The organism is Herminiimonas sp. CN (assembly GCF_000622895.1).
In the GTDB taxonomy this organism is placed as follows: domain Bacteria; phylum Pseudomonadota; class Gammaproteobacteria; order Burkholderiales; family Burkholderiaceae_D; genus AVCC01.
Map to the genome: position 1 here is coordinate 1 of NZ_AVCC01000043.1, position 26,258 is coordinate 26,258.

The following is a 26,258-nucleotide window of genomic DNA, read 5'->3' on the forward strand; positions in this document are numbered from 1 at the left end:
AAACATTCTTCCCGGCATGTGTCTGCGTGCTGCTCTGGGGAAAGAAAGACACTTTCAACAGGCAACTACGACATAGCCATTATTTATGGGGTATATATAAATAATCTGTTTTTCCACATGTATTTACTGTGATATTTAAAATACAGTAATAGGTATATCTTTATTGGCGAGGCCGGTGTCAGTGTTGCGGGGTGTTGATCATGTTTTTCCCGACTGCATATTGCACCAGTTCCGCCAGCGAGTGCATGTTCATTTTCTGCAGCATGCGGGTTTTGTGGGTGCTGATGGTTTTCACGCTCAAATGCAGGAAGTCGGCAATTTCAGTCAGTGATTTGCCATGCACCAGCAGGTTGAAAACCTCAAATTCACGGTTCGATAGCCGGTCGTGCGGCAGGATGTCGTGCGGTTCCATGATTTCCATTGCCAGTTGTTCGGCGACTTCGGCGCTGATGTAGGGGCGTCCGGACGCCACTTTTTCAATCGCGCTGAGCAGTTGGGTGCCGGCGCTTTCCTTGGTCAGGTAGCCGCGCGCACCGGCCCGTATCGTGCGTACTGCGTATTGCTCTTCTTCATGCATGGTGAGCACCAGGATTGGCAGCTTCGGCGCTTCGCTCTTGATTTGCCGGATCAGCTCGACGCCGCTGCGCCCCGGCATCGACAAGTCCAGCAGCAGTAGGTCAAAACCGCCTTCCCTGACTTTTGCCAGCACTTCAAAGCCATTGAGGGCTTCGCCGACGACTTCGATGTTTTCTGCGCTGCTCAGGATGCGCTTGAGTCCTTCGCGCATGATGGTGTGGTCGTCGGCAATGACTAAACGTATCATTCTGTTTAACCGTTCATGAAAGGTAGAGGGGAATTCCTGAGTGGAACAGAGATGTCGATCGCCAGTCCGTGCGGGGTGATGTTGTGAATGCGGATGGCGCCGCCCAGCATGTAAATGCGTTCCTGCATTGCATTCAGACCGTTGGAGCCGTGACGTTCATGCGGCCAGGCCGGGATGCCGATGCCATTGTCACGGATCGAAAGCGTGAGGTCGGGGGCGATGCAGCGCAAGGTGATGCTGACTTCGGTCGCCTGCGCGTGTTTTTCGATATTGCGCAAGGATTCCTGAATCACCCGGAAGATACTGAAAGCGATGTGTTTTTGAAGGTCGGAATGCAAGTCGCAGCAGTCGAACTGGCATGGAATTGCGGTTCTTTTCTGGAATGCGCCGGCGGCCCATTCGATGGCCGGCTTCAGGCCGAAATCGTCCAGCAGCGGCGGGTGCAAATCCGAGGCGATGTGCTTGGTGGTGGCGATGCTGTCGTCGAGCAGCGATTGCATGCGCTGCAATCGTTGCGGTATGCGCTCCGGGCTTGCATCGGAGTTGCGTTCCAGCCAGTCCAAATCGAGCTTGAGTACGCTCAGGCGTTGCGCGAGGTCGTCGTGGAGTTTCGCGAACAGGTGTTTTTTTTCATCTTCGTGCGCCAGTTGGTAGGACATTGCCAGCTTGCTGCGATCAATCGTATTGTGCCGGTCATGGTTGCCGGATTTTTGTTGTTTTCCCGATTCTTTTCCCGATTCTTGCAGGGTTAGAACCATGAAGCGTGTTCCCAGCGCCTTGTAGCAGGAAACCGATGCCTGCAGCGGAGCACCGGCCTGGTTGCCGATTGCGGCGTCCGGTTCCGGCGCAACCGGGTGTACGGCCGCATGCCCGCTCCCGGCATCTTCGAAGCAGGTATCGGTCGCCGTCTCCAGATACTCGGGAAACACCACATGCCAAGGCTGGCCCAGCAACTGCTCCTGCTTGTAGCCGAAGATGCGCTCGGCAGGCTGATTCAGGATCGCGATCCGGTGGGCTTCGTCCAGGATCACCACCGCATCCGTTTCAGACTGGATTATGCTGACCAGGCCAGGTTCCACGCTACCGGACTGGCGCTGCCGAATGGCAGCCAACACAGCGGCCAGGCAGAGCGGCTTGGACTCGGGGTGCAGGATCATCACTCCTCGCTATCATGGTGTGTACGGTTATTTTTATAAAACAGCAACTCCAAACAGCGGACTTGATCAGATTGCCTGATTATCAAGCGGGCTGGCTGGCGCTGGCCTTTTCGACTCGGTATACCAGTACCGGGATCTTGCACAGGGACAGCACTTTCGAGGTGACGCTGCCCAAGATCAACTGGCCCCAGCCGCCGCGCCCGTGCGAGCCCATGAAAATCAGATCGCAGTGATTTGCCTTGGCCGCATGGGCGATATTTTTCGCGGGGGTATCCGCAAACTCGATGATGCCGGTGAACTTCAGGCCGGCGGCCTCTGCCGCTTTCTGTATCGTCTGCAAGTACATTTCCCCGGCCTTGCGCATCGACTCCTTATAGTCTTCTTCAGAAGGATAGCTGGGGGGGATGATTTCCACATAGATCGGATACTGATATTCGGGGGCGACGTAAATGCCGAATACCTCAGCATTTAGTTGCCGGGCAAATTCAACGCCTGCCTGTGCTGCAATGTTGGAGAATTCGGAACCGTCGGTTGGAATCAGGATCTTTTGATACATATGGCCTCCCTTGAAAAGTCTACTCTGAAGCGTTGAAATTGCCAGACTGATTGTGATCATGCTTTGCGAATGGTCAAATTGTCATCATAGGCAATTGTAAACTGACAATGTCAGTATAGGTGACTGTGGCAAAGTCGGCTAGATTTACCGGAGTGTTCGGAAACAGGGAGTGCCGCTTATTGCGTCAAATCAAGCGTTTATCGCGTGGTCAATTTACATTCGAATAGTGTGCGGTATGTTTTTGCGCATCCGTCGGGAGAACGATTGTGGTCAGAATGCATTTCTTGGGCGCGGCAGGCACGGTGACCGGGTCGCGTTATCTGCTGGAGTCGGCCAAGCTGCGCGTGCTGGTCGATTGCGGCCTATTCCAGGGATACAAGAATCTGCGTCTGCACAACTGGCAGCCGCCGCCCTTCGATCCTTCCACGCTGGAGGCGGTTCTGCTCACGCATGCACACATTGATCATTCAGGATATTTGCCGGTGTTGATGCAGCATGGTTTCAAAGGGAAAATCTTCTGCACCGAAGCCACGCAAGCCCTGTGCGCGGTATTGCTCAGGGATGCAGCCCATCTGTTCGAGGAAGAGGCCGCCTATGCCAACCGGCATCAGATATCAAAGCATAAGCCGGCGCTGCCCTTGTATGGCATCCGTGAAGTCGATGCAGTGTTAAAACGGTTCCATGTCGTGCGCGAACATCAGACATTCCAGATTGCACCTGCTTTCTCGGCGAAGTGGATTCCGAACGGCCATATCCTCGGCTCGATGTGCATCGCCTGTACGGTCGATGGGGTCGATATCCTGTTTTCGGGTGATCTCGGCCGGCCGCATGACGTGCTGATGAAGCCGCCCGAAATGCCGGCGCGGACCGATTATCTGGTGGTCGAATCGACTTACGGCAATCGTATCCACGATAACGTCGACGCCGAGAAGCAGCTGATGGAGATTATCCTGTCCACCGTGCATCGCGGCGGGTCGATATTGATACCGGCGTTTGCGGTCGGCCGCTCACAGACGCTGCTGTATCTTCTGTTGCGCCTGCGCCGGAATAACCGGATACCGAATCTGCCGATTTATCTCGATAGCCCGATGTCGGAAAACGTGACCGGAATTTATCACCGGTTTTTCGAGGCGCTGCACCTCAGTGCGCTGGACTGCGAAGACATGATAGCGATGACGCGTTACGCCCGCACCGCCGAGGATTCGCAGCGTATCAATTCCGACAAGTGGCCCAAGATCGTGATTTCCGCCAGCGGCATGGCAACCGGTGGGCGGGTGGTGCATCATCTCAAGAACATGTTGCCCGACGAGCGCAATACGATAGTATTTTGCGGCTTCCAGGCCGGTGGCACGCGCGGCGAGAAAATCGCCAGTGGGGCGCAGACGGTGCGCATCCATGCCCAGGATGTGCCGATTCGCGCCCGGGTAATCCAGATGGATACGCTGTCGGCGCATGCCGATTGCACTGAAATCATCGCTTGGCTGCAGCACATGCGACAGCCGCCAGTGATGACTTTCGTGACTCACGGCGAGCCGGCGGCAGCCGATGCCATGCGCATCAGGATTGAGCGCGAACTGAGTTGGCCGTGCGCGGTGCCGGAACAGTTCGATTGCTACCAGATCGCAAAAAACCACGTTCAGTTGCTGCCGAAACGCCTGCCGGACTGAGTGGACGCATCCATGACTGCAGGAGAAGCCGAAATTGGATAAGACCGGCCGTGATCGCCAATGGAATCTGTGGTACCTGCTCTCTGCGGTTCTGGGCGTGCTTTTTTTGCGCCTTGTTTTCATGCAGTGGCAGTTGGGCGAACCCTTGCCATACAGCGAATTTTTGCAGGAATTGAAGTCGGATAATGTGAAGGAAGTGGCAATCTTCGATAACGAGATTCAGGGCGTACTGAGCCATCCGCGCACCAACGGCCGCACTGCGTTCGTCACTACCCGGGTGGACAAGCAACTGGCCGAGGAGTTGGCGCTGCACAACGTCAAATTTTCCGGCGTCATCCGCAGCACCTTGCTCCGCGACATCCTGGGCTGGATTATTCCGGCCGTGCTGTTTTTCGGGATATGGATGTTCGTCATCCGGCGCATGATGGAAAAGGGCGGTTTGGGCAGCGGCTTCATGTCGATTGGCAAAAGCCACGCGAAAGTCTATGTCGAGCAGAACACCCGGGTCACCTTCGACGATGTGGCGGGGGTCGATGAAGCCAAGGAAGAGTTGCAGGAAGTCATCGGCTTCCTGCGCGACCCGGCTTCCTACGGCCGCCTCGGGGCGCGGGTGCCGCGCGGCATCCTGCTGGTCGGCCCGCCCGGTACCGGCAAGACTCTGCTGGCGCGGGCGGTGGCCGGCGAGGCCAGCGTGCCGTTTTTTTCGATCAACGGCTCCGAATTCGTTGAAATGTTCGTCGGCGTCGGCGCAGCGCGGGTGCGCGACATGTTCGAGCAGGCCCGCCAGAAGTCGCCCGCCATCATCTTCATCGACGAGATCGATGCACTGGGCCGTGCGCGCGGCGCCTACGGACTGGGCGGGCACGATGAAAAGGAGCAGACGCTGAACCAGTTGCTGGCCGAACTGGACGGCTTCGACACCGCATCGGGGCTGGTGCTGCTGGCGGCCACCAATCGGCCGGAAATCCTCGATCCGGCCCTGTTGCGGGCCGGGCGCTTCGATCGCCAGATCCTGGTCGATCGGCCCGACAAGAAGGGGCGGATCCAAATCCTCGACGTGCATTTGCGCAAGGTCAAGCTGGCCGGCGGCGTCGATCGCGAACAGATCGCCGCGCTGACGCCCGGCTTTTCCGGCGCCGACCTGGCCAACCTGGTCAATGAAGCGGCACTGCTGGCCACCCGCCACGCGCGCGCGGCGGTCGCGCTGGAGGATTTTACGGCGGCGATCGAACGCATCGTGGCCGGGCTGGAAAAGAAGAATCGCCTGATCAACCCGCTCGAGCGCGAAGTGGTCGCCTATCACGAAATGGGTCATGCGCTGGTGGCGCTGGCGCTGCCCGGCAGCGATTCGGTGCACAAGGTGTCGATCATCCCGCGCGGCATCGGATCACTGGGGTATACGATACAACGCCCGATCGAAGACCGTTTCCTGATGACGCAGCAGGAACTGGAGAACAAGATGGCGGTATTGTTGGGCGGGCGCGCCGCCGAGCAGCTGATTTTCGAGCGCGCCACCACCGGTGCTGCCGACGATCTGGTGAAGGTGACCGAAATCGCCCGCAGCATGGTCACGCGCTACGGCATGAGCCGGGCGCTGGGCCAGTTGTCTTATGAAGGCAACCGGAATGTGTTCCTGCCGGCTCCGGCGGCCGAGTACCAGTCCGAAATCAGGAACTACTCGGAAACCACCGCGCGCGAGATCGATTGCGCGGTGCGTGAAATTGTCGATGCCGCTTTCCTGCGGGCCAGCGCAATCCTGCGGGAGAACCGTACCGGACTGGAAGCCGGCGCCAAGAAGCTGCTGGACAAGGAAACCCTGAACGAGGATGAGGTCAAGGCTTTTGCACCGCATCCGGCATTGCCCGCTGCGCCCTAGCTATATTAAAAAATACGGCAGCCAGGTAGCCAGCACGATCACGACCAGGCCCACTCCGGTGCGCGCGGCGAACCGCGTGCCGCCGGCCAGATAGGCTGCCGCCATCTTGCTGCAGGCATTGGTGGAAAAGGCGATCAGGATCGCCAGCAGAATTTCCGGCATTGCGAGCAGCTTGCTGGCGCCCAGTGACAGTACGGAGCCGGCGGCGGCATGGACATCGACAAAGCCCGCCGCTGCGGCGCCGACCGTAACTGCAGCTTGTCCCAGATGGGTGTGGGCGAATGCAACTGCTGCGGTCACGCCGGTCAGGATCAGCGCAAACAGCAAGGCTTGTGTCAGGCTGAACGCGCGGCCTTTGGGTTTGGCAAAATCGGCACTGGGATGATGCCCAAACAGGCTGATTGCCGATACCGCGAGCGCCGCCACCAGGCCCGACAGCAGGCTCGGCCCCAGCGCTGTCAGCGCTGCGGGATAGAGTGTTGCGCTGACCATCAGCAGCAGCAGGAAGGTGGCGACATTCGACAGCAGCGCGCCCGTTACACAGGCATTGAGAAGTTCGCTCTGTTGTCGGCAGCGGGTTCCCATGCTGGCAATGGTCGCGATGCTGGAGACGAAGCCCGAGGCCAGCCCGGACAGTGCCAAGCCCAGCCGGGCGCCGCCGACACGTAAAGCGACATAACCGCCCGCCTGCAGCGTCATGATCAGAATCACCAGACTCCACAGGCGGCGCGGGTTTGCGCCTGCCAGCCACGGCGTCGGCAGATTCGGCATCAGCGGTAGCACCACCAGCGCGGCGCCGGCCAGCAGCAAGCCGTCGCGCAATTCCGATTCGGTCAGCGATACCCGGGAAAAATGATGCAGCGGGCTGCGAAATGCCAGCAAACCGGCCACGATCACCGACGCGGCAGCCGATACCGCGGGATTTTCCATCGCATTGACGCCCAGCAGATAGGTCGCGAACAAAGCCAGTTCGGTAGTGATGCCGGGGTCGTCCGAGCGGTCGCGCCAGTAGTGAAGGACGCTGAGTGTCAGAACCAGTAATGCGCCGGCGGCGACCAACGCCGGATGCAGCATGTGCGCCAGTGCGCCGGCGAAGGAGGCCAGCGTAAAGCTGCGCACGCCGGCGTAGGCGCGGTGCGGCCCACTGCCTTTCCTGCGCTCGCGATCGATGCCGATCAATAAGCCGCAACCCAGCGCAACCGACAGGCCGATTACTACCGTTTCATTCATGCTGGCAAAGATTGGCGGCAATCGAACCCGGTACTTGGCCCGGATTTCAACTGTCGGTTGCGGGATGGGTTGCGTAGTTTCAATGGTTTACGGACAAGGATGGAAAGTAACTGTTTAACCTGCGAGAAGAATACCCGAAAAGCCATTGTCCCCGCGACGGCGGGATCCAGAGGCTTGTGCGTGCAGTGCCAGATTCCCGCTCTCGCGGGAATGACGGAATTTGAATTTTGAGAGACTCCCCATAACAGCCTCAATAATCACAATAAAAATTCAGAATGTGGGGGTATATGTTCTTTGCACGTGGTTTTTGCATTAAATCACTACAGCATAAAAAATACAACTTCCAGTATGCTTTTTGCTCAATAGGAGCTGCCGGTCGGGCTCGCTTGCTGGCCGGATTTTTCGACCGCACTCTTGAGTTTGTCGATTGATGCGGTGAAGGATGCTTTCATGTCTTGCCAGGCGGTCGCGCTGGCGTTCTTGAGCGCGCTGAATTTGGTTTCCAGATTTTTTATGTCCTGGTCGAAGCTCTGAATCTCGCTTGTCAGCTTTTCTTTCATGGCTGCGCTGGCATCTTTCGCCTTGGCGCGCAGGCCATCGACTTTGACTTTGATCTGGTCGATTTCCTGGCGCGCCATTTGCAGCGTCGATTCGCGCTCGTCGCTCTGGCTGGTCGTTGCTGCACCGCTAGCGGCATCCTGCTGCGCTTCCGGTGTCGATGGCTTGACGGTATCCAGCTTCGGCATGGGCGCCTCAGCCTTGTCGCACCCCGCCAGCAAGCTCAGGCCGGCCGTCAATGCGAGTGCAATTGCAGATACTTTGCTTCGTTTCATCGTGGGCCTCGTGGAGAAAGAGAGAAAATCCTGGGATGCCGTGCAGCAAGGACGAGGTACACCGCAGGCGCAATACTTGCACCCGGTCCAAGCCACTCTATTTTCAGAGTAATGCAACAGCGGGCAGGCCGTCTGAGAAAAATCAAATCGGCGCGATAAAGATGTGTTTGCATATTTCAGGCTTTAGCCTGCTTCCGCATGCTCGACCATCAGTTGTACCCTTGTTACGCCGTTGTATTCATTGGCGTCGAGCCGGAAAGCGACGCGAATCCGTTCCGGCAGCGCGTCGGCGTGGCCGAACCAGATCGCGTCGTAGCGCTGGCCGTTTTTCTCCAGCTGCAGCTTCAGGTGACGCTCCTTCAGCACGCGCTGGCTGACCAGGCGGAATTCGTCGCAGAACAGCGGCGGCGCGAACCCCTGGCCCCATACCTGGCTGTCCATGATTTTGATGAACTGGGTGGTGAAATACGCGTCTTCCAGTGGGCCGTCGGTTTCGATCACGCGTTCCAGTTGATGCGCGCCGAGCCAGGATTGGCCGACAGCCTCGAACGCCTTCGCAAATCCCGGCAACGCATCGGCGCGGATCGTCAGGCCGGCCGCCATCGCGTGGCCGCCGAATTTTTCGATCAGGGCCGGGGCCTGCTTGGACACCAGATCGAGTGCATCGCGCAAATGAAAGCCCGGGATCGAGCGCCCCGAACCCTTGATCAAGCCCGCGCCGCCGGGAGCGAAGGTGATGGTCGGGCGGTAGAATTTGTCCTTCAGGCGCGAGGCGACGATGCCGATCACGCCCTGGTGCCATTCCGGGTCGAAGACGGTGATGGTGGTGCTGTCCTGCGGCGCGAAGTCGTCCAGATGCAGCAGCGCGGCGTCCTGCATGTCCGCTTCAATCGCGCGCCGTTCGATGTTGATTTCATTGAGCTGTTGCGCAATCGCCCAGGCCCGGCCTTCGTCGTCGGTGGTCAGGCATTCGATCCCGAGCGCCATGTCGGCCAGCCGGCCGGCTGCGTTCAGCCGCGGCCCGAGCGCAAAACCGAGGTCGAACGGGGTGGCGCGCCGGGCTTCGCGCCCGGCCGCGCGAAACAGCGCCGCCACGCCGGCGTGCATGCGGCCGGCGCGCATCCGCTTGAGACCCTGCGCCACCAAAATCCGGTTGTTGGCGTCCAGCTTGACCACGTCGGCCACGGTGCCGAGCGCCACCAGATCCAGCAGCGGGTCCAGCTTGGGCTGGCTCTGGGCATCGAACACGCCGCGTCGGCGCAGTTCGGCGCGCAGCGCCAGCAGCACGTAAAACATCACGCCCACGCCGGCCAGGTTCTTGCTCGGGAAGCCGCATTCCGGCTGGTTCGGGTTGACGATCACGCGCGCATCCGGCAGCGCGTCGCCCGGCAAGTGGTGGTCGGTGACCACCACCTCGACGTCGCGCCGGTTGGCCTCGGCCACGCCTTCGATGCTGGCGATGCCGTTGTCGACGGTGACGATGATGTCGGGCGCTTTTTCGCGAATGGTCAAATCGACGATCTCGGGCGTCAGCCCGTAGCCGTATTCGAAGCGGTTCGGCACGATGAAATCGACCTGCGCGCCCAGCGCACGCAAGCCGCGCAAGCCGACCGCGCAGGCGGTGGCTCCGTCGCAGTCGTAATCGGCGACGATCACCATTTTGTTGCCGGCGGCGATCGCATCGGCCAGAAATGTCGCCGCTGCATCTATGTGCAGCAAGCCGCCGGGCGCAATCAAAGCCTTCAGCTCGCTGGACAATTCAGCCATCTCGGTCAGGCCGCGCGCCGCATACACGCGTGCCAGCACCGGATGGACGCCGCTCTGGCGCAGCATCTCGGCGGCGCGGAACGAATAGGGGCGGGTGGTGATTCGGGTCATGGTGTGGTCTTTTTTAACTGATGTTAGATAGATATGCGCTTCCCAAGCTAGACGAGTCGGAATAAGTAGGTCGGGTTAGCGATAGCGTAACCCGACATTCCGAGCCGCAAACGTCGGGTTACGCGGTGAAGCCGCTAACCCGACCTACAGAAGCCTGTTCAGCGACGGCTGCCGCCAGAATTGACGCAGCGCCATCCGGCTGGTGCGGCAACTGCGCAATTCCTTGTTGTGGCTCAGGATCAACGCAATGCTGCCGATTTCTCCTGCCTTCAAGGCGGCCAGCAGCGGCGCGAACCAGTTCGATTCCAGTTCCTGCATTTGCTCCAGCCAGCGCCCCCAATCACCGGCCAGCGCCGCTTCCAGCAGCGCGTCGAGCACCAGCAAACCCTGTTCCGGCGCCGCTGCAATCAGCTGTGCCGCAGTCAGGCCGCGGCTCTGGCCGAGCGCGCCCATCCAGCGCGGCAGGTTGAACGCCGTTGTATAGCGGGTTTGCGCCGCCGGCATTGTGGTTGGCGTGCCGCCCCACAGCCAGAGCGAATTGACCGGTTTCTGGCCGTGCATTTCACGCTCCTGATTGATAGCATGATCGTGCCAGTGCATCTGGACTTCGTTTTGCAGCTTGCGCCAGTCGCGCTCGAAGGGGCCCTTGGGCATCCAGATATCGATGTTATGGCCGCAGGCCGCGTCCGGCGTCGAGCTGCGCAAATCGGCCCAGGCATCGGTGCGCAAGAACCAGGTATGCGCATCGCCATAGCGCAACGCCATGCCGGCCTCCGCGCACAGCGGTTCGGCCAGCGCGAACAGGGTGCGTGATTCTTGCTCCGAAATCGGCAACTGCCGCTGATCCATCAGCACCAAATGATCGCGCGCGACATGGATATGGATCGGCTGCAACAGGAACCAGACGCCGGCATCCGGCTTCAGGTCGAACATTTCCATCGCCGCCAGCGCCACCGGCGGGCTGCCGCCCTGCGCCAAACGATCAGCCAGCCCGAATTGCTGCGCCAGCCAGGCTTCGTGCGGCAAGGCGCTGGCAAAGCCGTCGAAGCTGTGCCATGAGGGCGCCTGCGGCTCTTTTTTGGCGCGTCCGAGCAGGGCGGACAGCGCCGGGGTTTTCAGTTGCCTGATCAGGTCAGGCGCCAGTTCGGGCTGCGGCAGGCCGAAGGGCAGAAGGATGTCGAGATGGCTCATAGGCCGCGATTGTAGGGCAAAAAGAGTGCGCGATTGCGCGATGCCCTTGGTGCCGCACGGGTTCTGCGGCATGCGGCAAGCGTCATTTGCCTGCCCGATGTCGATCTTTCTTGTCGCTCGCGGAGAGTCGCAGTAATCTACGCGCTCTGCAGATGGCCTGGTCGATCGCCGCTGCTTGTTGACGACAAATGCGGATGACGCGTGCGATTGTGATTTCCACACTTCTGATTTTCATGAAAAAATATTTTTTCCCCGAACAAGTCGCGCTACTACCCGTGATCGGCCGCTGGTTTTTGCTGGCGATACTGGTAGGCGTTCTATCCGGCCTGGCGTCGACGCTGCTGTTTGTTTCGCTGGATTGGGCCACGGCGACGCGACTGCGGCATCCGTGGCTGCTGTATCTGCTGCCTGTTGCTGGCCTGGGGATGGGCTGGATTTATTACCGCCATGGGCAATCGGTGGAGGCCGGCAATAATCTGCTGATCGATGAAATTCACGACGCCAAGCGCATTATTCCCAAGCGCATGGGACCGATGATCCTGCTGAGTACGGTAGTCACCCACCTGTTCGGCGGCTCGGCCGGACGCGAGGGCACTGCGGTGCAAATGAGCGGCGCGCTGGCGGATCATGTCGCCCAGTGGCGCCGATTGCGCACGGAAGACCGGCGCATCTTGCTGATGGCGGGCATTAGCGCGGGCTTTGCCTCGATATTCGGTACCCCGCTGGCCGGTGCGGTGTTCGGACTGGAAGTGCTGGCGATCGGACGCATGCGCTATGACGCGATATTTCCCTGCTTTGTGGCGGCCATCGTCAGCGAACAAATACCTGCCATGTTCGGTATCGTTCACGAACGTTATAGCGTGCCGCTGGTGCCGCACGCCAGCCTGCTCACGCTCGGTGCCGCAGTGCTGGCCGGGATTGCATTCGGCATCGTCGGCATGCTGTTTGCCAACCTGACCCACGGCCTGGGGCACTGGTTCAAGCGCCATGTCAGGCATGCGCCGCTGCGCCCGATGATCGGCGGCGTGCTGGTGGCGACTGCGGCCGTGCTGGTCGGGGGTGACAAATACCTGGGGCTCGGGATTCCAACGATAGTGCAATCCTTTGCGCAGCCGCTGCCGTTTTACGATTTTCTAGGCAAGCTGGGTTTTACGGTGCTCACGCTGGGGTCCGGCTTCAAGGGTGGCGAAGTCACGCCCTTGTTTTATATCGGCGCGACGCTCGGCAATGCACTCGGTTATGTATTGCCGTTGCCGTTTCCGGTACTGGCCGCCCTGGGTTTCGTCGCGGTGTTTGCCGGTGCCGCCAATACGCCGATTGCCTCGACCATCATGGCCATCGAGCTGTTTGGCCCGCAGATCGGCATCTACGCCGGCATCGCCTGCGTGCTGAGTTATCTGTTCTCGGGCCATGCCGGCATTTACCGGGCGCAGCGGGTGGAGCATGCAAAACACGCATTGCTGCCTGAAAATAGAAGGCTGCCGGAGGTTACGGAGCTTCGCAAGGCACGGCGGCAAGATGATGACGCGGCTTCGGAGTGAATCGGGAAATGTGTCGGGCTTTGGGGCGTTGACTTCCGGGAAGTTCGGGTTTCCCGAATTTTTTGGCCGACGGTCCGGGAGGCTGCCGACCATGCCGGCAAAATGTGCGCGCACCATTTGGAAAGCGGATGAAACGTTATGATTGCTTCTGTCGTGATCATCGCTCTGGGCGCATCGCTTGGCGCCTTGCTGCGCTGGTGGCTGGGGCTGGCATGGAATGCGATCTGGCCGGCCCTGCCGCTGGGCACACTGGCGGCGAACCTGGTTGGCGGCTTGCTGATCGGGATTGCCAGCGAAGTTCTGGCCAGTCGCGCGGCCATTCCGCCCGAGTGGCGCCTCGCCATCATCACCGGTTTTCTCGGTGGACTGACCACATTTTCGACCTTTTCGCTGGAAGTCAGTACCCAGCTGCAGCAGGGCAGAATTGCCAGCGCTGCGATCGAAATCGTCGTCCATGTGATGGGTTCGGTGCTGTTGACCATTGCCGGCATCGTCATTGCGCAACAAGTGTTGCGTACCTGATTTGGCCCGGTTTAAGGAGGATGTGATGAACGGCTATCAACTGACATTTTTTACCCAGCAAGATCGACGCCATGGCAACCAACCTCTGGCTGAATGGCTGATGGCGCTGGCGCAATCGATGCAAATTCGCGGAGCAACCCTGAGCACCGCGCAGCAAGGCATCGGCCGGCATCACCGGCTGCATTCGGCCCATTTTTTCGAACTGGCCGACCAGCCGCTTGAAGTCACCATGGTGGTTTCCGAAGAAGAATCGGCAAAACTGTTCGCGCGTTTGCATGCGGAGCCCGGCCTGCATCTTTTTTACGCCAAGAGCGCGGTGGAATTCGGCACTATCGGAGAGGCTCCGTAGCACCGAATTCCTCCTGGATCGTGCCGAATGCGGCAGTCAAGCTTATGCCAGCCGTCCTTCGTTAAAGTCGTTGATGGCCTGGAAAATCTCGGCCTGGGTATTCATCACGAAGGGGCCGTATTGCGCGATCGGCTCATGCAGCGGCTGGCCGGCGATCAGCAAGGCATGCGCCGGCGCTGCGGCGTGCAGCACTACGCCGTCGCTGCCGGCGTCGTTTTTCAGGATCGCCATGCGCTGTTGCGGCACCAGGCTGTCAGCGATCTGCAGTTCGCCGCGATACACGTAGACGAAGGCATTGCATTCTGGCGGCAGGGTTTGCGCGAAACTGGCGCCGGCCGGCAGGTGCAGATCGAGATACAGCGGCTGGGTAATCTCGCGCTGGATGGCACCGGCGATGCCATGGCTGGCGCCGGCGATCACGCGCAGCGTCACGCCTTCGGCTGTCGTGCACTCCGGAATATCCGCGCTCTGGATGTCGCGGTACCACGGCGCCTGCATTTTGTCCTTCGCGCTCAGGTTCAGCCATAGCTGAAAGCCTTCCATGCGCCCCTCTTCCTGCTCCGGCAGTTCGGAATGGATTACGCCGCGCCCGGCCGTCATCCATTGCACCCCGCCGTTTTGCAGTAAGCCTTCGTGGCCGGCGCTGTCGCGGTGGCGCATGCGGCCGGCCAGCATGTAGGTCACGGTTTCGAAGCCGCGGTGCGGGTGATCGGGAAAGCCGCCGATATAGTCTTTCGCCTCGTCGGAGCCGAAGGCGTCCAGCATCAGGAAGGGATCGAGCCGGTGCTGCAGCGGCTGCGTCAGAACCCGCGTCAGTTTGACCCCGGCGCCGTCGGAAGTGGCTTTGCCGGCCACCAGTTGCTCAACGCTACGCGAGCGCGAGACAACTTCGGGCTGGCAGGCCGGGGGCGTTATGGTGCGTGTCATGATGAACTCCTTGTGGTTTTCAGCGTTCGGCTGTGTCAGGCCGGGACTGCCTGCTCGATCTGGGCCAGGGCCGAGGCCAGCGCATTCTGTTCGGCTTCCGGCCCCATTGCCAAGCCTTCAGCGAATACGAACTGGACATCGGTCATGCCCAGGAATCCGAAAAAAGTTTTCAGATACGGCGTTTGGGTGTCGTTCGGCGTATTCCGGTACAGGCCGCCGCGGGTCAGCGCAACATACACCTTCTTGCCGGTCAGCAGGCCTTCGGGCCCGTTTGCAGTGTAGCGAAAAGTGACCTGGGCGCGCGAGATGGCATCGATCCAGTTTTTCAGTTGCGCCGGCACGCCGAAGTTGTACATCGGCACGCCGAGCACGACTACGTCAGCGGCCTGGATTTCGGCGATCAGCGCATCGTCCAGCGCAACGCGCGCGGCTTGCTCGGCGCTGCGCTCACCTGCGGCGGTGAACAATGCCTGCAGCGCGGTTTCATCGAGCATCGGGTGCGGTGTGCGGCCTAGGTCGCGCACCGCGAGCGTGGCTTGCGGCTGGCCTGCGCGCAGGCGTTCTACCAGCGTATTTGCCAGGCGAGTGGAATGGGAGTTTTCAGCGCGGGCGCTGGAGTTGATTTGCAGAATCTTCATGGCGGCATCCTTTGTGTGTTGATTGCGATAAGGTACTTTAACCATTCCGAAATCAATGCGGAAGTCAATAAAATGGATATCATTGTTCCATTAATGGAACGGAGGAGCGAAAATGCAGCTGGAACCGAATGATCTTTTGCTGTTTGCCCGCGTGGTGGAGGTGGGCAGTTTCAGTCGCGCAGCAGAGCGGCTCGGAATGCCGAAATCGACCTTGTCGCGCCGCTTGGCAGCGCTGGAGTCGCAATTGGGCGAGCGCTTGTTATTGCGCACCACACGCAAGCTCACCGTGACCGACTTTGGCCATAGTGTGCTGTTGCACGCCCAGCAGGTGACGTCCGAGGTCGAAGCCACGCTGGCGCTGGTCCAGCACCGTCAAATCGAACCGAGCGGCCGCTTGCGGGTATCGATGCCAAGCGATTTTGCCAATGAAGTGCTGGGGACGATGCTGGCCGAGTTTGTTGCCAAATACCCGGCCATAGTGCTGGAACTGGATCTGTCGCCGCGGCGCGTCGACCTGATTGGCGAAAATTTCGACGTGGCGGTTCGCATGGGCGACCTGCCCGACGACGCCGCGCTGGCGGCGCGGCGCCTGGCGGTGTTTTCGGCCGGATTGTATGCGTCACCCGGCTACCTGGCGCGGCGCGGCGTCCCTTCCGAGCCTGAGGCGCTGATGGAGCATGATGTGTTGCGTCTGCTGGCGCGCAATGGCGAACCGGCGCCCTGGCTGCTCAGCCGCGCCGACATGCGCTGGGAGGGCGCGCCGCCGGCACGGGCCAGCGCAAATTCGCCCGAGCTGCTGATCCGCTTGGCCCGCGCAGGCGCCGGCATCACCATGCTGGCCGACCACTTCGCCGAGTCGTATGTGCGTCGCGGCGAATTGGCGCAGTTGCTGGCGGACTGGAGTTTGCCTGCAGTTTCTGCCTGGGCGGTGTTTCCCGGGCGCCGTTTGATGCCAACACGGACCCGGGTATTCCTGGACGCCATGCAGGCTGAATTCTCCGGGCCGCGCTGCCAGCAAAATGAGGCCCGGCTTGATCGGGGCAAACGCGCCATGGGAAAAACGGCGCAATGAGCCGCGTTCTGGAAAACCGATGGCACGCATGAGCGACGCAATCCGGCGTCAGCCGCCAGCCAAAGAGTGCGTCTCAATGGATTCATGAGTTTGCGTAGATTGGACAAAGGGCTAGTTCGTCCGTATGCTGTAAAAAAATAAACAAAAAGAAATGTTTTTGCGAGCCAAGACACAAGCCCCTCGTCCTGAGTTTGGATTTTTGAAAATCACAAGATGCACGCCAAAAATTTACTTATGAGTGACTGCCAACCGATTACCCACGCTGCAAAGGATAAGGATGGCGTTTGGCGCGATCCGCACGACCTGGCCGATCATCTGCGGGCTGTGGCGGGTTTGGCATCGCAGCACGCCAGTCGATTCAACGGCGCGGACTGGGCGCATCTCGCGGGCCTGTGGCATGACCTGGGCAAATACCGGCCACGTTTCCAGCATTACATCCGCCAGGCCAGCGGCTTCGAGGCGGATGCGCATATAAAGGGCGAGGCCGGCAAGGCGCCGCACTCTACTGCGGGCGCGTTGTTGGCTTGCGATCGGTTTGGTATGGCGGGACGGGTGTTTGCCTATCTCATCGCCGGGCATCATGCTGGATTGTATGACTGGTTCGGTGGACTGGATGTGCGCCTTGATAGCAAGGACAGTCGCGACGAATTCGACGAGGCACTGACGCAGCAGCCGCCCGCCGATATTCTCGGTCATGGTGCGTTCGTGCCGGATTTGCGCGCTATGCCTGGCGGCAAGGATGGTTTCGCCTTGTGGGTGCGGATGCTGTTTTCTTGTCTGGTGGATGCCGACTTCCTTGATACTGAGTCCTACATGGACTTCGACAAGTCAATGCAGCGCGGCGATTGGGCGAATGTGCAAAACCTGCTTGAACAATTTGATCAGTTCATGACCAGAAAAACAAGCGCAGCAGATCCCACGCCGGTTAACTTACTACGCGCCGACATCCTGCAACAGTGTCGCGAGAAAGCCCAGGATGCTCCTGGTTTGTTCTCGCTAACCGTACCTACCGGCGGCGGTAAAACGCTTTCCAGCATGGCCTTCGCGCTGGAACATGCCAAGCGCTACAACAAGCGACGGATCATCTACGTCATCCCGTATACCAGCATCATTGAGCAAACCGCTGACATTTTCCGTAGCATTTTCGGTGATGCAGTTGTCGAACATCACAGCAACGCCGAAGCAGACCCGGACAAGGAAAATCACAAGAGCCGCCTGGCCTGTGAAAACTGGGATGCTCCGGTTGTCGTCACCACTAACGTACAATTTTTCGAATCGCTGTTTGCCGCCAAAACGTCGCGCTGCCGCAAGCTGCACAATATCGTCGATTCTGTTGTCGTGCTGGACGAGGCGCAACTGTTGCCGCCAGAATTTCTGCAGCCGATTCTCGATGTGCTGAATCTCCTGACCAGGCATTATGGCGTCACCGTTGTGCTGTCCACGGCTACCCAACCCGCGCTATGCACGCGCGAATACTTCGATGCCAAGAACAACATGCGCGGCCTCGACAATGTGCGCGAAATCATGCACAACCCGGACGCGCTTTGTCTTGCGCTGGAGCGGGTCAAGGTGCGCCTGCCTGACGACTGGAGCATTTCTTTGGGTTGGGATGCGCTGGCTAAAGAAATCAGCGAACGTGACTCCGTGCTCGCCATTGTCAATCGCCGCAAAGATGCACGCGAACTTTGGCAACGCATGCCAGAGGGCACCTTGCACCTCTCAGCGCTGATGTGCGGCGAGCATCGCTCACAAATTATTCGACAAATCAAAGCGAGACTCCAGGACGGCATTCTTACTCGTGTGATCAGCACACAATTGGTCGAAGCTGGCGTCGATGTGGATTTTCCCGTGGTTTATCGGGCACTTGCCGGACTGGATTCTATCGCCCAGGCCGCCGGTCGCTGCAACCGGGAGGGCAGGCTGTTGCAGGGCGAGGTCGTGGTGTTCATTCCGCCCCAACCCGCGCCGCCCGGACAGTTGCGCAAGGCTGAAGATGCCTGCCGTAGTGTGCTGTATGACCATACCGGCAAACCGCTGGAACGCGCCCTGTTCGCCGGGTATTTTGAAAAGCTCTATCACGCCTGCAATCTGGATGCACAGGGAATAAGTAAGTTGCTTGAGGTCGATGGGAAAACGTTTGCGGTCAATTTCCGTAGTGCGGCTGAAAAATTCAAACTGATTCAGGACGAAGACAGCGCACCCGTTATCGTGCGTTATCGCGGCCTGGATGGCAGCGACGAAACAGTAGAAAAACTGCTGAATACACTGAAAAAGGATGGTCCGGAACGCTGGTTGATGCGCAAACTCCAGCGCTACATCGTTACTATTCATTGCCGGGAAGTCATGAGGCTGCTCGCACAAGGTGATGTGGAAGAAGCCATTCCAGGTCTGTTCGTGCAAGTCAGCGATTGGCTCTATGACGAAAAGCTCGGAATTTCGCTAGATGGACTCCCAAGGAGTTCTTACGTGTGTGTTGTGTGAAAAAGGGTGCGGGGAGCAAGCCCCCCGCTGTTACTAATCCGACCCGATCTTGGTTTCAATCCACGTCCGGTGATTTGGACAGGAAAATTATCTCACATACTATTCGTTTTTACTTATCATCTACCCGTTCTTGGAAGTCTCATGATAAAGTCCCTGAAATTGGCAACAAATCATTGGGGGACGATATGGACTGGGTTGGAATACTTCGCGAATTAAGAATATTGGCGACACAACTGCAAACAGATCGTTTCTACGCTTTTTATCTACTGTTAGCCGTGTTTGTCGTTATGTACCTGATTCGAAAATGCTGACAGCACGTTATAAGGAGATTTTGTGAAACGCTACTGCCTTGAACTCACCGGCGACTTCGCCTGTTTCACGCGACCCGAGATGAAAGTCGAGCGCGTCAGCTACGACGTGATGACCCCTTCCGCTGCCCGTGCCTGCTTCGAGGCCATCCTGTGGAAGCCCGCGATTCGCTGGCATATCCACAAGATCGAAGTGTTGAAGCCCATTCGCTGGATCAACCTGCGCCGCAATGAAGTTGCCAGCGTGGTTTCCACTCGTAATGTTGAAGCTGCTATGAAGGGTGGTGCAGCCATTCTTGGTCTCGACATCGAGGACGAGCGCCAGCAGCGCGCCGGGCTGTTTCTGCGCGACGTCGCTTATCGGGTCCATGCGGATATGGAATTCTTATCCGAGCGTGATGCGGGCGCGAACGCCAACAAGTATTACGAGATGTTCGAGCGACGCGCCAGTCGTGGGCAATGCGTCAATCAGCCCTATCTGGGCTGCCGCGAGTTTGCCGCATCTTTCAGGCTGGTGCCGGACATTTCAGCAGAACCCATGCCTATAGCCGAAACGCGCGAACTTGGGTTCATGCTGCATGACCTGGATTTCAGCAAACCAAGCGAACCCACGCCGCGCTTTTTCCGTGCCCGGCTGGAAAATGGTGTGGTTAGCGTGCCAGCGTGGAACAGTGACGAGGTGCGGGGATGATTCTGCAAGCACTTAACGACTATTACCAGCGCCGTCAGCGCTCGCCCAATCCGCAAGATCGGTTACCCGCTTTTGGCCTGGAAGAAAAGGAAATTCCGTTTGTCATTGAGATTGATAGTGTGGGGCGACTGGTCAATCTGGCCGATACCCGCACGATAGACGGCAAGAAAAAAATTGGCCAGCGGTTTCTGGTGCCGCAGGGGGTGAAGAAAACTTCAGGGGTCGTCGCCAACCTGCTTTGGGACACGACTGAATATGTACTCGGGGTGGATACCAAAGGCAAGCCGGAGCGTGTTGCCGAACAGCATGCGGCATTTCGCGCGCGGCTTGAAACGTTGCCACCGGATGCGCTTAAAGATGCTGCTATTCAGGCTATATTCGCTTTTTTCAACAACATCGACCTCACACAATTTCAATCCTTGGCTGTATGGCCAGAGATTCTACTCGCCAATCCAGTCATGACATTTCGTCTGCACGGCGATGTTGAACTGGTCTGTCAGCGCCCCGCCATTATTGCAGCAACAACCCTGACCACGGATGACGCGACGGCTGACGGCATCTGCCTCGTCAGCGGTAACGACGCCGCGATTGAACGCCTGCATCCAGCCATCAAAGGTGTATGGGGTGCGCAAACTTCAGGGGCCAACATCGTTTCTTTCAATCTGGATGCGTTCAACTCTTACGGCAAGGCGCAAGGCGCGAATGCCCCGCTCGGCAAATCCGCTGTCTTCGCCTACACTACCGCACTCAACTCTCTGCTGGCACGCGATTCCCGCCAACGCATGCAAGTTGGCGATGCCTCCACCGTCTTCTGGGCCGAAGAAGCACACGACCTGGAAACCGCGCTGCCTGATCTGTTCGGAGAGCCTCCTAAAGACGAACCTGACCGGGGCACGGATGCTTTGAAGATGCTGTATCAGGCAGTCCAGTCCGGTAAATTTTCTCAAGGTGCAGCAGATACCCGTTTCCATGTTCTGGGGCTGGCGCCTAACGCCGCCCGTATTGCCATTCGGTTCTGGGAAACAGCGCCGGCGCATGAACTGGCGCAACGCATTGCCCGTCATTTCGACGATATCAAGATAGCGCGGGCGCCACACGACCCGGAACATCTGTCCCTGTTCCGACTGCTTACTTCACTCGCGGTGCAAGGCAAAGCCGATAACATCCCGCCCAACTTGGGCGGCGAGGTTATGCGTGCCATTCTGGAAGAATTGCCCTATCCCGCACCATTATTGAATCTTGCAGTGCAACGCAGCCGGGCTGAACAGAAACCTACGTATGCTCGCGCTGCCGCCATTAAAGCCTCATTGAATCGAACAATTCGTCGTGCCAACCTTACTGCATCCCGCCCCGAGAAGGAGTTTCAGACTATGCTCGACCAGACCAATGCCAATCCGGCTTATCTTTTGGGGCGCTTATTTGCTACCCTGGAAAAGATTCAGGAAGAGGCCAGCCCCGGTCTTAACGCAACCATTCGTGATCGCTATTACAGTGCCGCCTCCAGCACACCGGTTGTGGTATTCACAACACTGCTGCGATTGAAGAATCATCATCTGGGAAAACTGCCTAAGGGCCGCGCGGTGCAGATGGAAAGACTGATCGGCGAGATCATGAGTGGACTGGATGATTTTCCCCGAATTCTTGCCTTACCCGAACAAGGCCGATTTGCCTTGGGTTACTACCATCAACGACAAGCTTTCTTCACCAAAACAGAATCCGTCAACAACCAAGAGGAATCGCAATGAGCCTGACCAATCGCTACGACTTTGTTCTGCTGTTTGACGTAAAGGATGGCAATCCTAACGGCGATCCGGATGCCGGCAATTTACCGCGGCTGGATGCCGAGACCGGTCACGGGTTGGTGACAGATGTCTGTCTGAAGCGTAAGGTGCGCAATTTTGTCGGGATGGCAAAGGGTGAGCAGCCGCCGTACGAGATTTATGTAAAAGAAAAGGCCATCCTCAACAACCAGCACAAGCGGGCTTATGTCGGCATCGACCGTGAAGACCTGCTCACGGGTGACGATAAAAAACGCAAGGGCGGCGATGCCGTAGATGATGCGCGCAAGTGGATGTGCCGCAATTTTTTTGACGTGCGTACTTTTGGCGCCGTCATGTCGACCGGCATCAATTGTGGTCAGGTACGCGGCCCGGTGCAGCTTACTTTTGCCCGCTCGGTCGATCCGATCATCGCCCAGGAACACTCAATCACCCGCATGGCAGTTGCCACCGAGGCGGAAGCCGAAAAGCAGGGCGGCGATAATCGCACCATGGGACGCAAGCACACGGTTCCCTATGGCCTTTATATGGCGCATGGCTTCGTGTCCAGCTTCCTCGCCAAGCAAACCGGTTTTTCCGACGACGACCTGGAATTGTTCTGGCAAGCACTGATCCAGATGTTCGAACACGACCGCTCTGCCGCGCGCGGCGAGATGAGCACGCGCGGACTGTATGTGTTCAAGCACGATTCGGAACTCGGCAATGCGCCGGCGCACAGTCTGTTCGAGTGCATACGGGTAACTCGCAAGGAAGGCATTGATGTGCCGCGCAGCTTTGACGACTATGAGGTAATGTTACAAGAAGCGGGCCTTCCGGTTGGCGTGACTCTGCTGAACAAGGCATGTTAAAAATCGAAGCTGACACAGATTTTCTTACCTGCAGGGCTGCCGATTTTCTGAAATATTCATGTCTATTGGAGGACAGCACTCATGAATGAAATCCATTTCATCGTTGAAGAAGCACCCGAAGGAGGCTATCTTGCTCGGGCCGTCGGCGTCGATATTGTGACCGAGGCCGACGATCTGTCCGACCTCCATGCGCAGGTCAGGGACGCAGTGCATTGTCACTTCGATCAAGAGCAAATACCGGCACTGATCCGGCTGCACATCACGCGTGAAGAAGTGCTGACAGCATGAGGATTCCGCGTGATTTATCCGGTGCGGATCTGATCAAGCGGCTTGAGCGGCTCGGGTACAGGGTTACACGTCAAACTGGTAGTCATTTGCGGCTAAGCAGCAACCTTCATGGTGAGCATCATGTCACCATTCCAAATCACGACCCGCTCAGGGTGGGTACGCTTGCCGCTATTTTGACGATGGTGGCAGCGCATCACGGCATCACGCGTGATGCGCTGCTGCAACAGCTGTTTGATTAAATGACAAATCCAATAGGCGAAGTCGTCGCACTCTCGGCCCTGCAACACTGGATCTATTGTCCGCGCCAGTGCGGGCTGATTCATCTAGAGCAGGCGTTCGCGGAGAATATCCATACCGCGCGCGGGCAGGCCGTGCATCACCTGGTCGATACGCCGGGATACGAGATCAAGTCGGGCGTGCGGGTCGAGCGCGCGTTGCCAGTGTGGAGTGATCGCTACAACCTGATTGGCAAGGCCGATCTGGTTGAATTTCATCCGGATGGGATGGTCTATCCGGTTGAGTTCAAGCACGGCGCCAAGCGGCAGAAATTGCACGACGATATCCAGCTCGCCGCGCAAGCGATGTGCCTGGAGGAAATGCTGGGACGTCCGGTGCCAACAGGCGCTATTTTTCACGCCAGCAGCCACCGGCGGCGGGAAGTGCTGATCACTCCGGCACTCAGGCAACTGGTGATCGAGACCGCCGATGCCATTCGCGCCATGCTGTCCTCGGGAAAACTGCCGCCGCCGGTCAACGATGCCCGTTGCAATGAATGCTCGCTGAAAGATATTTGCCAGCCCGAAGCGCTGGCAGAAAGAGCGCGACAGCATCGGCAAAGACTCAGCTTGTTCAACCCGGAGGAATAAGGTGCACACTGTCCAGAATACCCTTTACGTGATGACGCCCAATGCTTATGCGCATCTGGAGAACGCCACCTTGCGCATCGACGTCGAGCGCGAGAAGAAACTCCAGGTGCCGCTACATCATCTGGGCGGGTTGGTCTGCTTTGGCAATGTCATGGTGTCGCCCGGGCTGATGCACCGGCTGGCCGATGAAGGAAAATCGCTGGTGCTGTTGGATAATTCAGGCCGCTTCAAGGCGCGGCTCGAAGGCCCTGTTTCCGGCAATATCCTGTTGCGCCAGGCCCATCATCGCGTAGCGTCGGAACCGGTTTTCAGCCTGGAATTTGCGCGCGCCGTGGTGGCCGGAAAACTCAAGAATAGCCGCACCAACCTGCAACGGGGCGCGCGCGAAGCCGCCGATCCAGACGAAGCAGCAACACTCACTCGCGCTGCCGATAATCTTGCCGCTTCAGTGCGGGTTGCGGTATCCGCTGCCACGCTGGACGAACTGCGCGGGGTTGAGGGCGAGGCGGCACGAGGCTATTTCGCTGCGCTCAATCTGATTGTCAAGCCCCAGGCGCGAGCATCGTTTGCGCTCAACGGACGCACTCGCCGTCCCCCGCTGGATCGATTCAACGCGCTGATTTCCTTTCTCTATGCCATGAGCATGAACGATTGCCGTTCGGCCTGCGAAGCTGCGGGGCTGGATGCGCAGCTTGGCTTTCTGCACGCGGTGCGCCCCGGGCGCGCCGGACTTGCACTGGATTTGCAGGAAGAATTCCGTTCGATCATTTGCGACCGGCTGGCGCTTACCCTGATAAACCGTGGACAGATCACTGCTGCCGATTTTGACGAACGAGAAGGCGGCGCAGTCATGTTGGGCGACAAAGGCCGCCGCACCGTCGTCGTCGCTTGGCAGGAACGCAAACAGGAAGAAATCACCCATCCGTTGACCGAAAACAAAATCCCCATCGGCCTGCTCCCTTTCATTCAGGCGCGTTTCATCGCACGTACCATCCGGGGCGAAATGGAAGGTTATCTGCCTTATCTGGCGAAATAGGAAGCCCCCATGCTCATCATCATCACTTACGATGTCTCCACTGAAACTGCCGCCGGCCGTAAGCGATTGAGACGGGTTGCCAAAGCCTGCGAAAGCATGGGACAGCGCGTGCAAAAATCCGTATTCGAATGCACCGTCAACGAAATGCAATTCGAACAACTGGAGCGCACACTGCTCGCCGAAATTGACGAGACAGTGGATAATTTGCGCTTCTACCGCATTACCGAACCGGTGGACCTGCGGGTCAAGCAACATGGCTGCTTTCGCTCAGTAGACTTTGAGGGTCCGCTCATTGCTTGAGCGCGAACGGCTATCAACGGCCAACATGCAAGGCATTCGCGCAGGAGCTAACCTGATGATAAATATGATATTTTCACGCGAAACGAAATTTTTCAGAAGGAATCTACGGTGTTCTGGAGGACGTTCGCGGGAAAATGCAGAAATTTTCTTATGTAACAACGAGTTATGTGAGTGAAGTATCGCCCGGCCAATTCGCCGGGCGTGGATTGAAACTTGCTGGCGGCAATGGCGTAATCGATTGCATGATGTATCGCCCGGCCAATTCGCCGGGCGTGGATTGAAACAGGAAGTGCATGCGAAGGTGCGCAAATTCATGAGGTATCGCCCGGCCAATTCGCCGGGCGTGGATTGAAACAGGCGTCATGACTCGATCATCCGAGTCGCACAGGTATCGCCCGGCCAATTCGCCGGGCGTGGATTGAAACCTCGAAGCTGTCATCCATGCCGGCGAAAATCATCGTATCGCCCGGCCAATTCGCCGGGCGTGGATTGAAACTGGTTAATCTTGGGAGCATTAAATAATGGCAAAGTATCGCCCGGCCAATTCGCCGGGCGTGGATTGAAACTGATTTCAGCATTTTCATTTTCCTTTGCGTATCGTGTATCGCCCGGCCAATTCGCCGGGCGTGGATTGAAACGGGATGACCAAAACGGCATGGCATCTGGTGCGGGTGTATCGCCCGGCCAATTCGCCGGGCGTGGATTGAAACATAGATACCTGACCCCCGACGAGCAGCAGCGCCTGAGTATCGCCCGGCCAATTCGCCGGGCGTGGATTGAAACTTCATGGGAGCCATCATATTGCTGCATCATTTTTTAAGTATCGCCCGGCCAATTCGCCGGGCGTGGATTGAAACATGAAGTCGAGCGGGTTCGTCTCGATAGACTGGCGTATCGCCCGGCCAATTCGCCGGGCGTGGATTGAAACTCCATGCAGGCGGCGACCATGACGCCATCGTGACGGTATCGCCCGGCCAATTCGCCGGGCGTGGATTGAAACCGGATGATACTGCCCGTCCCTGCCACGCCTAGTCCGTATCGCCCGGCCAATTCGCCGGGCGTGGATTGAAACAGCCCGTAGGAATCTTCGGACATCGCTGTATAGACGTATCGCCCGGCCAATTCGCCGGGCGTGGATTGAAACAGCCGGCGCAGCATTCGGCACGTTGACCGCAGTGGGTATCGCCCGGCCAATTCGCCGGGCGTGGATTGAAACCAGAGATTTGACCCGCCCCTCCTGCCGCTCGTCCAGTATCGCCCGGCCAATTCGCCGGGCGTGGATTGAAACCAGCGGTGACCAGATGATCAATTTCTCGGCCTTGGTATCGCCCGGCCAATTCGCCGGGCGTGGATTGAAACTGCTGCCACTGGGCACCATCACCACTCGCCTTCGGTAGTCGCC

The 26,258-nt window shown here is 58.4% G+C and carries 24 protein-coding genes and 1 CRISPR repeat array; of the genes, 15 read left to right on the top strand and 9 right to left on the bottom strand.

Annotation, left to right across the window (positions count from 1 at the left end; genetic code table 11):
* Positions 1-178: 178 nt before the first annotated feature.
* The 3 genes from HMCN_RS0110445 to HMCN_RS0110455 form a co-directional block, all read right to left on the bottom strand.
* The gene (locus tag HMCN_RS0110445) at positions 179-823 is read right to left on the bottom strand and encodes a response regulator transcription factor (RefSeq protein ID WP_025917334.1); all 645 of its coding nucleotides are present in this window, start codon (positions 821-823) and stop codon (positions 179-181) included.
* Positions 824-828: 5 nt separating this feature from the next.
* Entirely contained in the window at positions 829-1,980 is a 1,152-nt protein-coding gene (locus HMCN_RS0110450) for a sensor histidine kinase (protein WP_025917335.1), read from the bottom strand.
* Positions 1,981-2,062: 82 nt separating this feature from the next.
* On the bottom strand, positions 2,063-2,536 hold the full coding sequence (locus tag HMCN_RS0110455) for a universal stress protein (protein WP_025917336.1): 474 nt from the start codon (positions 2,534-2,536) through the stop codon (positions 2,063-2,065).
* Between the two features lie 275 nt (positions 2,537-2,811).
* Here HMCN_RS0110455 and HMCN_RS0110460 point away from each other — a divergent pair, with 275 nt between their 5' ends.
* Positions 2,812-4,203: an MBL fold metallo-hydrolase RNA specificity domain-containing protein gene (locus HMCN_RS0110460; RefSeq protein ID WP_051566901.1), complete on the top strand. Its 1,392-nt coding sequence runs from the start codon at positions 2,812-2,814 to the stop codon at positions 4,201-4,203.
* A 34-nt stretch (positions 4,204-4,237) separates the two neighbouring features.
* Positions 4,238-6,079: an ATP-dependent zinc metalloprotease FtsH gene (gene ftsH, locus HMCN_RS0110465; RefSeq protein ID WP_193366412.1), complete on the top strand. Its 1,842-nt coding sequence runs from the start codon at positions 4,238-4,240 to the stop codon at positions 6,077-6,079.
* On the opposite strand, the gene HMCN_RS0110470 is transcribed toward ftsH, so the two are convergent.
* The 4 genes from HMCN_RS0110470 to HMCN_RS0110485 form a co-directional block, all read right to left on the bottom strand.
* Positions 6,080-7,309, bottom strand: a complete 1,230-nt coding sequence (locus HMCN_RS0110470; protein ID WP_035626661.1) for a DUF4010 domain-containing protein — start codon at positions 7,307-7,309, stop codon at positions 6,080-6,082.
* 359 nt (positions 7,310-7,668) lie between these two features.
* The gene (locus HMCN_RS0110475) at positions 7,669-8,142 is read right to left on the bottom strand and encodes a hypothetical protein (protein ID WP_025917340.1); all 474 of its coding nucleotides are present in this window, start codon (positions 8,140-8,142) and stop codon (positions 7,669-7,671) included.
* A gap of 183 nt (positions 8,143-8,325) precedes the next feature.
* A complete protein-coding gene (gene recJ / locus HMCN_RS0110480; protein ID WP_025917341.1) occupies positions 8,326-10,020 on the bottom strand; it encodes a single-stranded-DNA-specific exonuclease RecJ in 1,695 nt (564 codons plus the stop codon).
* 144 nt (positions 10,021-10,164) lie between these two features.
* Entirely contained in the window at positions 10,165-11,211 is a 1,047-nt protein-coding gene (locus HMCN_RS0110485) for a hypothetical protein (RefSeq protein ID WP_025917342.1), read from the bottom strand.
* 233 nt (positions 11,212-11,444) lie between these two features.
* On the opposite strand from HMCN_RS0110485, the gene HMCN_RS0110490 reads away from it, so the two are divergent.
* The 3 genes from HMCN_RS0110490 (at position 11,445) to HMCN_RS0110500 (ending at position 13,623) form a co-directional block, all read left to right on the top strand.
* The gene (locus HMCN_RS0110490) at positions 11,445-12,752 is read left to right on the top strand and encodes a voltage-gated chloride channel family protein (protein ID WP_025917343.1); all 1,308 of its coding nucleotides are present in this window, start codon (positions 11,445-11,447) and stop codon (positions 12,750-12,752) included.
* A 138-nt stretch (positions 12,753-12,890) separates the two neighbouring features.
* Entirely contained in the window at positions 12,891-13,274 is a 384-nt protein-coding gene (crcB, locus tag HMCN_RS0110495; protein ID WP_025917344.1) for a fluoride efflux transporter CrcB, read from the top strand.
* A gap of 25 nt (positions 13,275-13,299) precedes the next feature.
* Complete coding sequence (locus tag HMCN_RS0110500; RefSeq protein WP_025917345.1) at positions 13,300-13,623, top strand: DUF190 domain-containing protein; 324 nt, start codon at positions 13,300-13,302, stop codon at positions 13,621-13,623.
* Between the two features lie 42 nt (positions 13,624-13,665).
* Here HMCN_RS0110500 and HMCN_RS0110505 read toward each other — a convergent pair whose 3' ends face one another.
* Together HMCN_RS0110505 and HMCN_RS0110510 are read right to left on the bottom strand one after the other, a co-directional pair.
* The gene (locus tag HMCN_RS0110505) at positions 13,666-14,550 is read right to left on the bottom strand and encodes a pirin family protein (protein ID WP_025917346.1); all 885 of its coding nucleotides are present in this window, start codon (positions 14,548-14,550) and stop codon (positions 13,666-13,668) included.
* Positions 14,551-14,585: 35 nt separating this feature from the next.
* On the bottom strand, positions 14,586-15,188 hold the full coding sequence (locus HMCN_RS0110510; protein WP_025917347.1) for an FMN-dependent NADH-azoreductase: 603 nt from the start codon (positions 15,186-15,188) through the stop codon (positions 14,586-14,588).
* 112 nt (positions 15,189-15,300) lie between these two features.
* Here HMCN_RS0110510 and HMCN_RS0110515 point away from each other — a divergent pair, with 112 nt between their 5' ends.
* The 10 genes from HMCN_RS0110515 (at position 15,301) to cas2 (ending at position 24,856) form a co-directional block, all read left to right on the top strand.
* A complete protein-coding gene (locus HMCN_RS0110515) occupies positions 15,301-16,260 on the top strand; it encodes a LysR family transcriptional regulator (RefSeq protein ID WP_025917348.1) in 960 nt (319 codons plus the stop codon).
* Positions 16,261-16,473: 213 nt separating this feature from the next.
* Complete coding sequence (cas3, locus tag HMCN_RS0110520) at positions 16,474-18,741, top strand: CRISPR-associated helicase Cas3' (RefSeq protein ID WP_238552102.1); 2,268 nt, start codon at positions 16,474-16,476, stop codon at positions 18,739-18,741.
* A 333-nt stretch (positions 18,742-19,074) separates the two neighbouring features.
* On the top strand, positions 19,075-19,740 hold the full coding sequence (gene cas5c, locus HMCN_RS0110525; protein ID WP_025917350.1) for a type I-C CRISPR-associated protein Cas5c: 666 nt from the start codon (positions 19,075-19,077) through the stop codon (positions 19,738-19,740).
* A complete protein-coding gene (gene cas8c / locus HMCN_RS0110530; RefSeq protein WP_025917351.1) occupies positions 19,737-21,485 on the top strand; it encodes a type I-C CRISPR-associated protein Cas8c/Csd1 in 1,749 nt (582 codons plus the stop codon). Before cas5c ends, cas8c begins: the two co-directional genes overlap by 4 nt.
* Positions 21,482-22,366 carry a type I-C CRISPR-associated protein Cas7/Csd2 gene (cas7c, locus tag HMCN_RS0110535; protein WP_025917352.1) on the top strand — a complete coding sequence of 295 codons (885 nt, stop codon included), beginning with the start codon at positions 21,482-21,484 and terminating at the stop codon, positions 22,364-22,366. Before cas8c ends, cas7c begins: the two co-directional genes overlap by 4 nt.
* An 81-nt stretch (positions 22,367-22,447) precedes the next feature.
* The gene (locus tag HMCN_RS0110540) at positions 22,448-22,654 is read left to right on the top strand and encodes a 2-oxoisovalerate dehydrogenase (protein ID WP_025917353.1); all 207 of its coding nucleotides are present in this window, start codon (positions 22,448-22,450) and stop codon (positions 22,652-22,654) included.
* Positions 22,651-22,893 (top strand): type II toxin-antitoxin system HicA family toxin, encoded by a 243-nt coding sequence (locus tag HMCN_RS18680; protein WP_081801476.1) that lies wholly within the window; start codon positions 22,651-22,653, stop codon positions 22,891-22,893. Before HMCN_RS0110540 ends, HMCN_RS18680 begins: the two co-directional genes overlap by 4 nt.
* On the top strand, positions 22,894-23,520 hold the full coding sequence (gene cas4, locus HMCN_RS0110550; RefSeq protein WP_025917354.1) for a CRISPR-associated protein Cas4: 627 nt from the start codon (positions 22,894-22,896) through the stop codon (positions 23,518-23,520).
* Position 23,521: 1 nt separating this feature from the next.
* Positions 23,522-24,556, top strand: a complete 1,035-nt coding sequence (gene cas1c, locus HMCN_RS0110555) for a type I-C CRISPR-associated endonuclease Cas1c (protein WP_025917355.1) — start codon at positions 23,522-23,524, stop codon at positions 24,554-24,556.
* 9 nt (positions 24,557-24,565) lie between these two features.
* Positions 24,566-24,856: a CRISPR-associated endonuclease Cas2 gene (gene cas2 / locus HMCN_RS0110560; protein ID WP_025917356.1), complete on the top strand. Its 291-nt coding sequence runs from the start codon at positions 24,566-24,568 to the stop codon at positions 24,854-24,856.
* Between the two features lie 176 nt (positions 24,857-25,032).
* A CRISPR array of direct repeats spans positions 25,033-26,215; the repeat unit is 37 nt; unit sequence GTATCGCCCGGCCAATTCGCCGGGCGTGGATTGAAAC.
* The last annotated feature ends 43 nt before the right edge of the window (positions 26,216-26,258 follow it).

What these genes read in the sequence shown, in the direction of transcription:
- HMCN_RS0110445 (WP_025917334.1), bottom strand. Translation starts at nt 823, where the DNA reads ATGATACGTTTAGTCATTGCCGACGACCACACCATCATGCGCGAAGGA.
- HMCN_RS0110450 (WP_025917335.1), bottom strand. Translation starts at nt 1,980, where the DNA reads ATGATCCTGCACCCCGAGTCCAAGCCGCTCTGCCTGGCCGCTGTGTTG.
- HMCN_RS0110455 (WP_025917336.1), bottom strand. Translation starts at nt 2,536, where the DNA reads ATGTATCAAAAGATCCTGATTCCAACCGACGGTTCCGAATTCTCCAAC.
- HMCN_RS0110460 (WP_051566901.1), top strand. Translation starts at nt 2,812, where the DNA reads ATGCATTTCTTGGGCGCGGCAGGCACGGTGACCGGGTCGCGTTATCTG.
- HMCN_RS0110470 (WP_035626661.1), bottom strand. Translation starts at nt 7,309, where the DNA reads ATGAATGAAACGGTAGTAATCGGCCTGTCGGTTGCGCTGGGTTGCGGC.
- HMCN_RS0110475 (WP_025917340.1), bottom strand. Translation starts at nt 8,142, where the DNA reads ATGAAACGAAGCAAAGTATCTGCAATTGCACTCGCATTGACGGCCGGC.
- recJ (WP_025917341.1), bottom strand. Translation starts at nt 10,020, where the DNA reads ATGACCCGAATCACCACCCGCCCCTATTCGTTCCGCGCCGCCGAGATG.
- HMCN_RS0110485 (WP_025917342.1), bottom strand. Translation starts at nt 11,211, where the DNA reads ATGAGCCATCTCGACATCCTTCTGCCCTTCGGCCTGCCGCAGCCCGAA.
- HMCN_RS0110490 (WP_025917343.1), top strand. Translation starts at nt 11,445, where the DNA reads ATGAAAAAATATTTTTTCCCCGAACAAGTCGCGCTACTACCCGTGATC.
- crcB (WP_025917344.1), top strand. Translation starts at nt 12,891, where the DNA reads ATGATTGCTTCTGTCGTGATCATCGCTCTGGGCGCATCGCTTGGCGCC.
- HMCN_RS0110500 (WP_025917345.1), top strand. Translation starts at nt 13,300, where the DNA reads ATGAACGGCTATCAACTGACATTTTTTACCCAGCAAGATCGACGCCAT.
- HMCN_RS0110505 (WP_025917346.1), bottom strand. Translation starts at nt 14,550, where the DNA reads ATGACACGCACCATAACGCCCCCGGCCTGCCAGCCCGAAGTTGTCTCG.
- HMCN_RS0110510 (WP_025917347.1), bottom strand. Translation starts at nt 15,188, where the DNA reads ATGAAGATTCTGCAAATCAACTCCAGCGCCCGCGCTGAAAACTCCCAT.
- HMCN_RS0110515 (WP_025917348.1), top strand. Translation starts at nt 15,301, where the DNA reads ATGCAGCTGGAACCGAATGATCTTTTGCTGTTTGCCCGCGTGGTGGAG.
- cas3 (WP_238552102.1), top strand. Translation starts at nt 16,474, where the DNA reads ATGCACGCCAAAAATTTACTTATGAGTGACTGCCAACCGATTACCCAC.
- cas8c (WP_025917351.1), top strand. Translation starts at nt 19,737, where the DNA reads ATGATTCTGCAAGCACTTAACGACTATTACCAGCGCCGTCAGCGCTCG.
- cas7c (WP_025917352.1), top strand. Translation starts at nt 21,482, where the DNA reads ATGAGCCTGACCAATCGCTACGACTTTGTTCTGCTGTTTGACGTAAAG.
- HMCN_RS0110540 (WP_025917353.1), top strand. Translation starts at nt 22,448, where the DNA reads ATGAATGAAATCCATTTCATCGTTGAAGAAGCACCCGAAGGAGGCTAT.
- HMCN_RS18680 (WP_081801476.1), top strand. Translation starts at nt 22,651, where the DNA reads ATGAGGATTCCGCGTGATTTATCCGGTGCGGATCTGATCAAGCGGCTT.
- cas4 (WP_025917354.1), top strand. Translation starts at nt 22,894, where the DNA reads ATGACAAATCCAATAGGCGAAGTCGTCGCACTCTCGGCCCTGCAACAC.
- cas2 (WP_025917356.1), top strand. Translation starts at nt 24,566, where the DNA reads ATGCTCATCATCATCACTTACGATGTCTCCACTGAAACTGCCGCCGGC.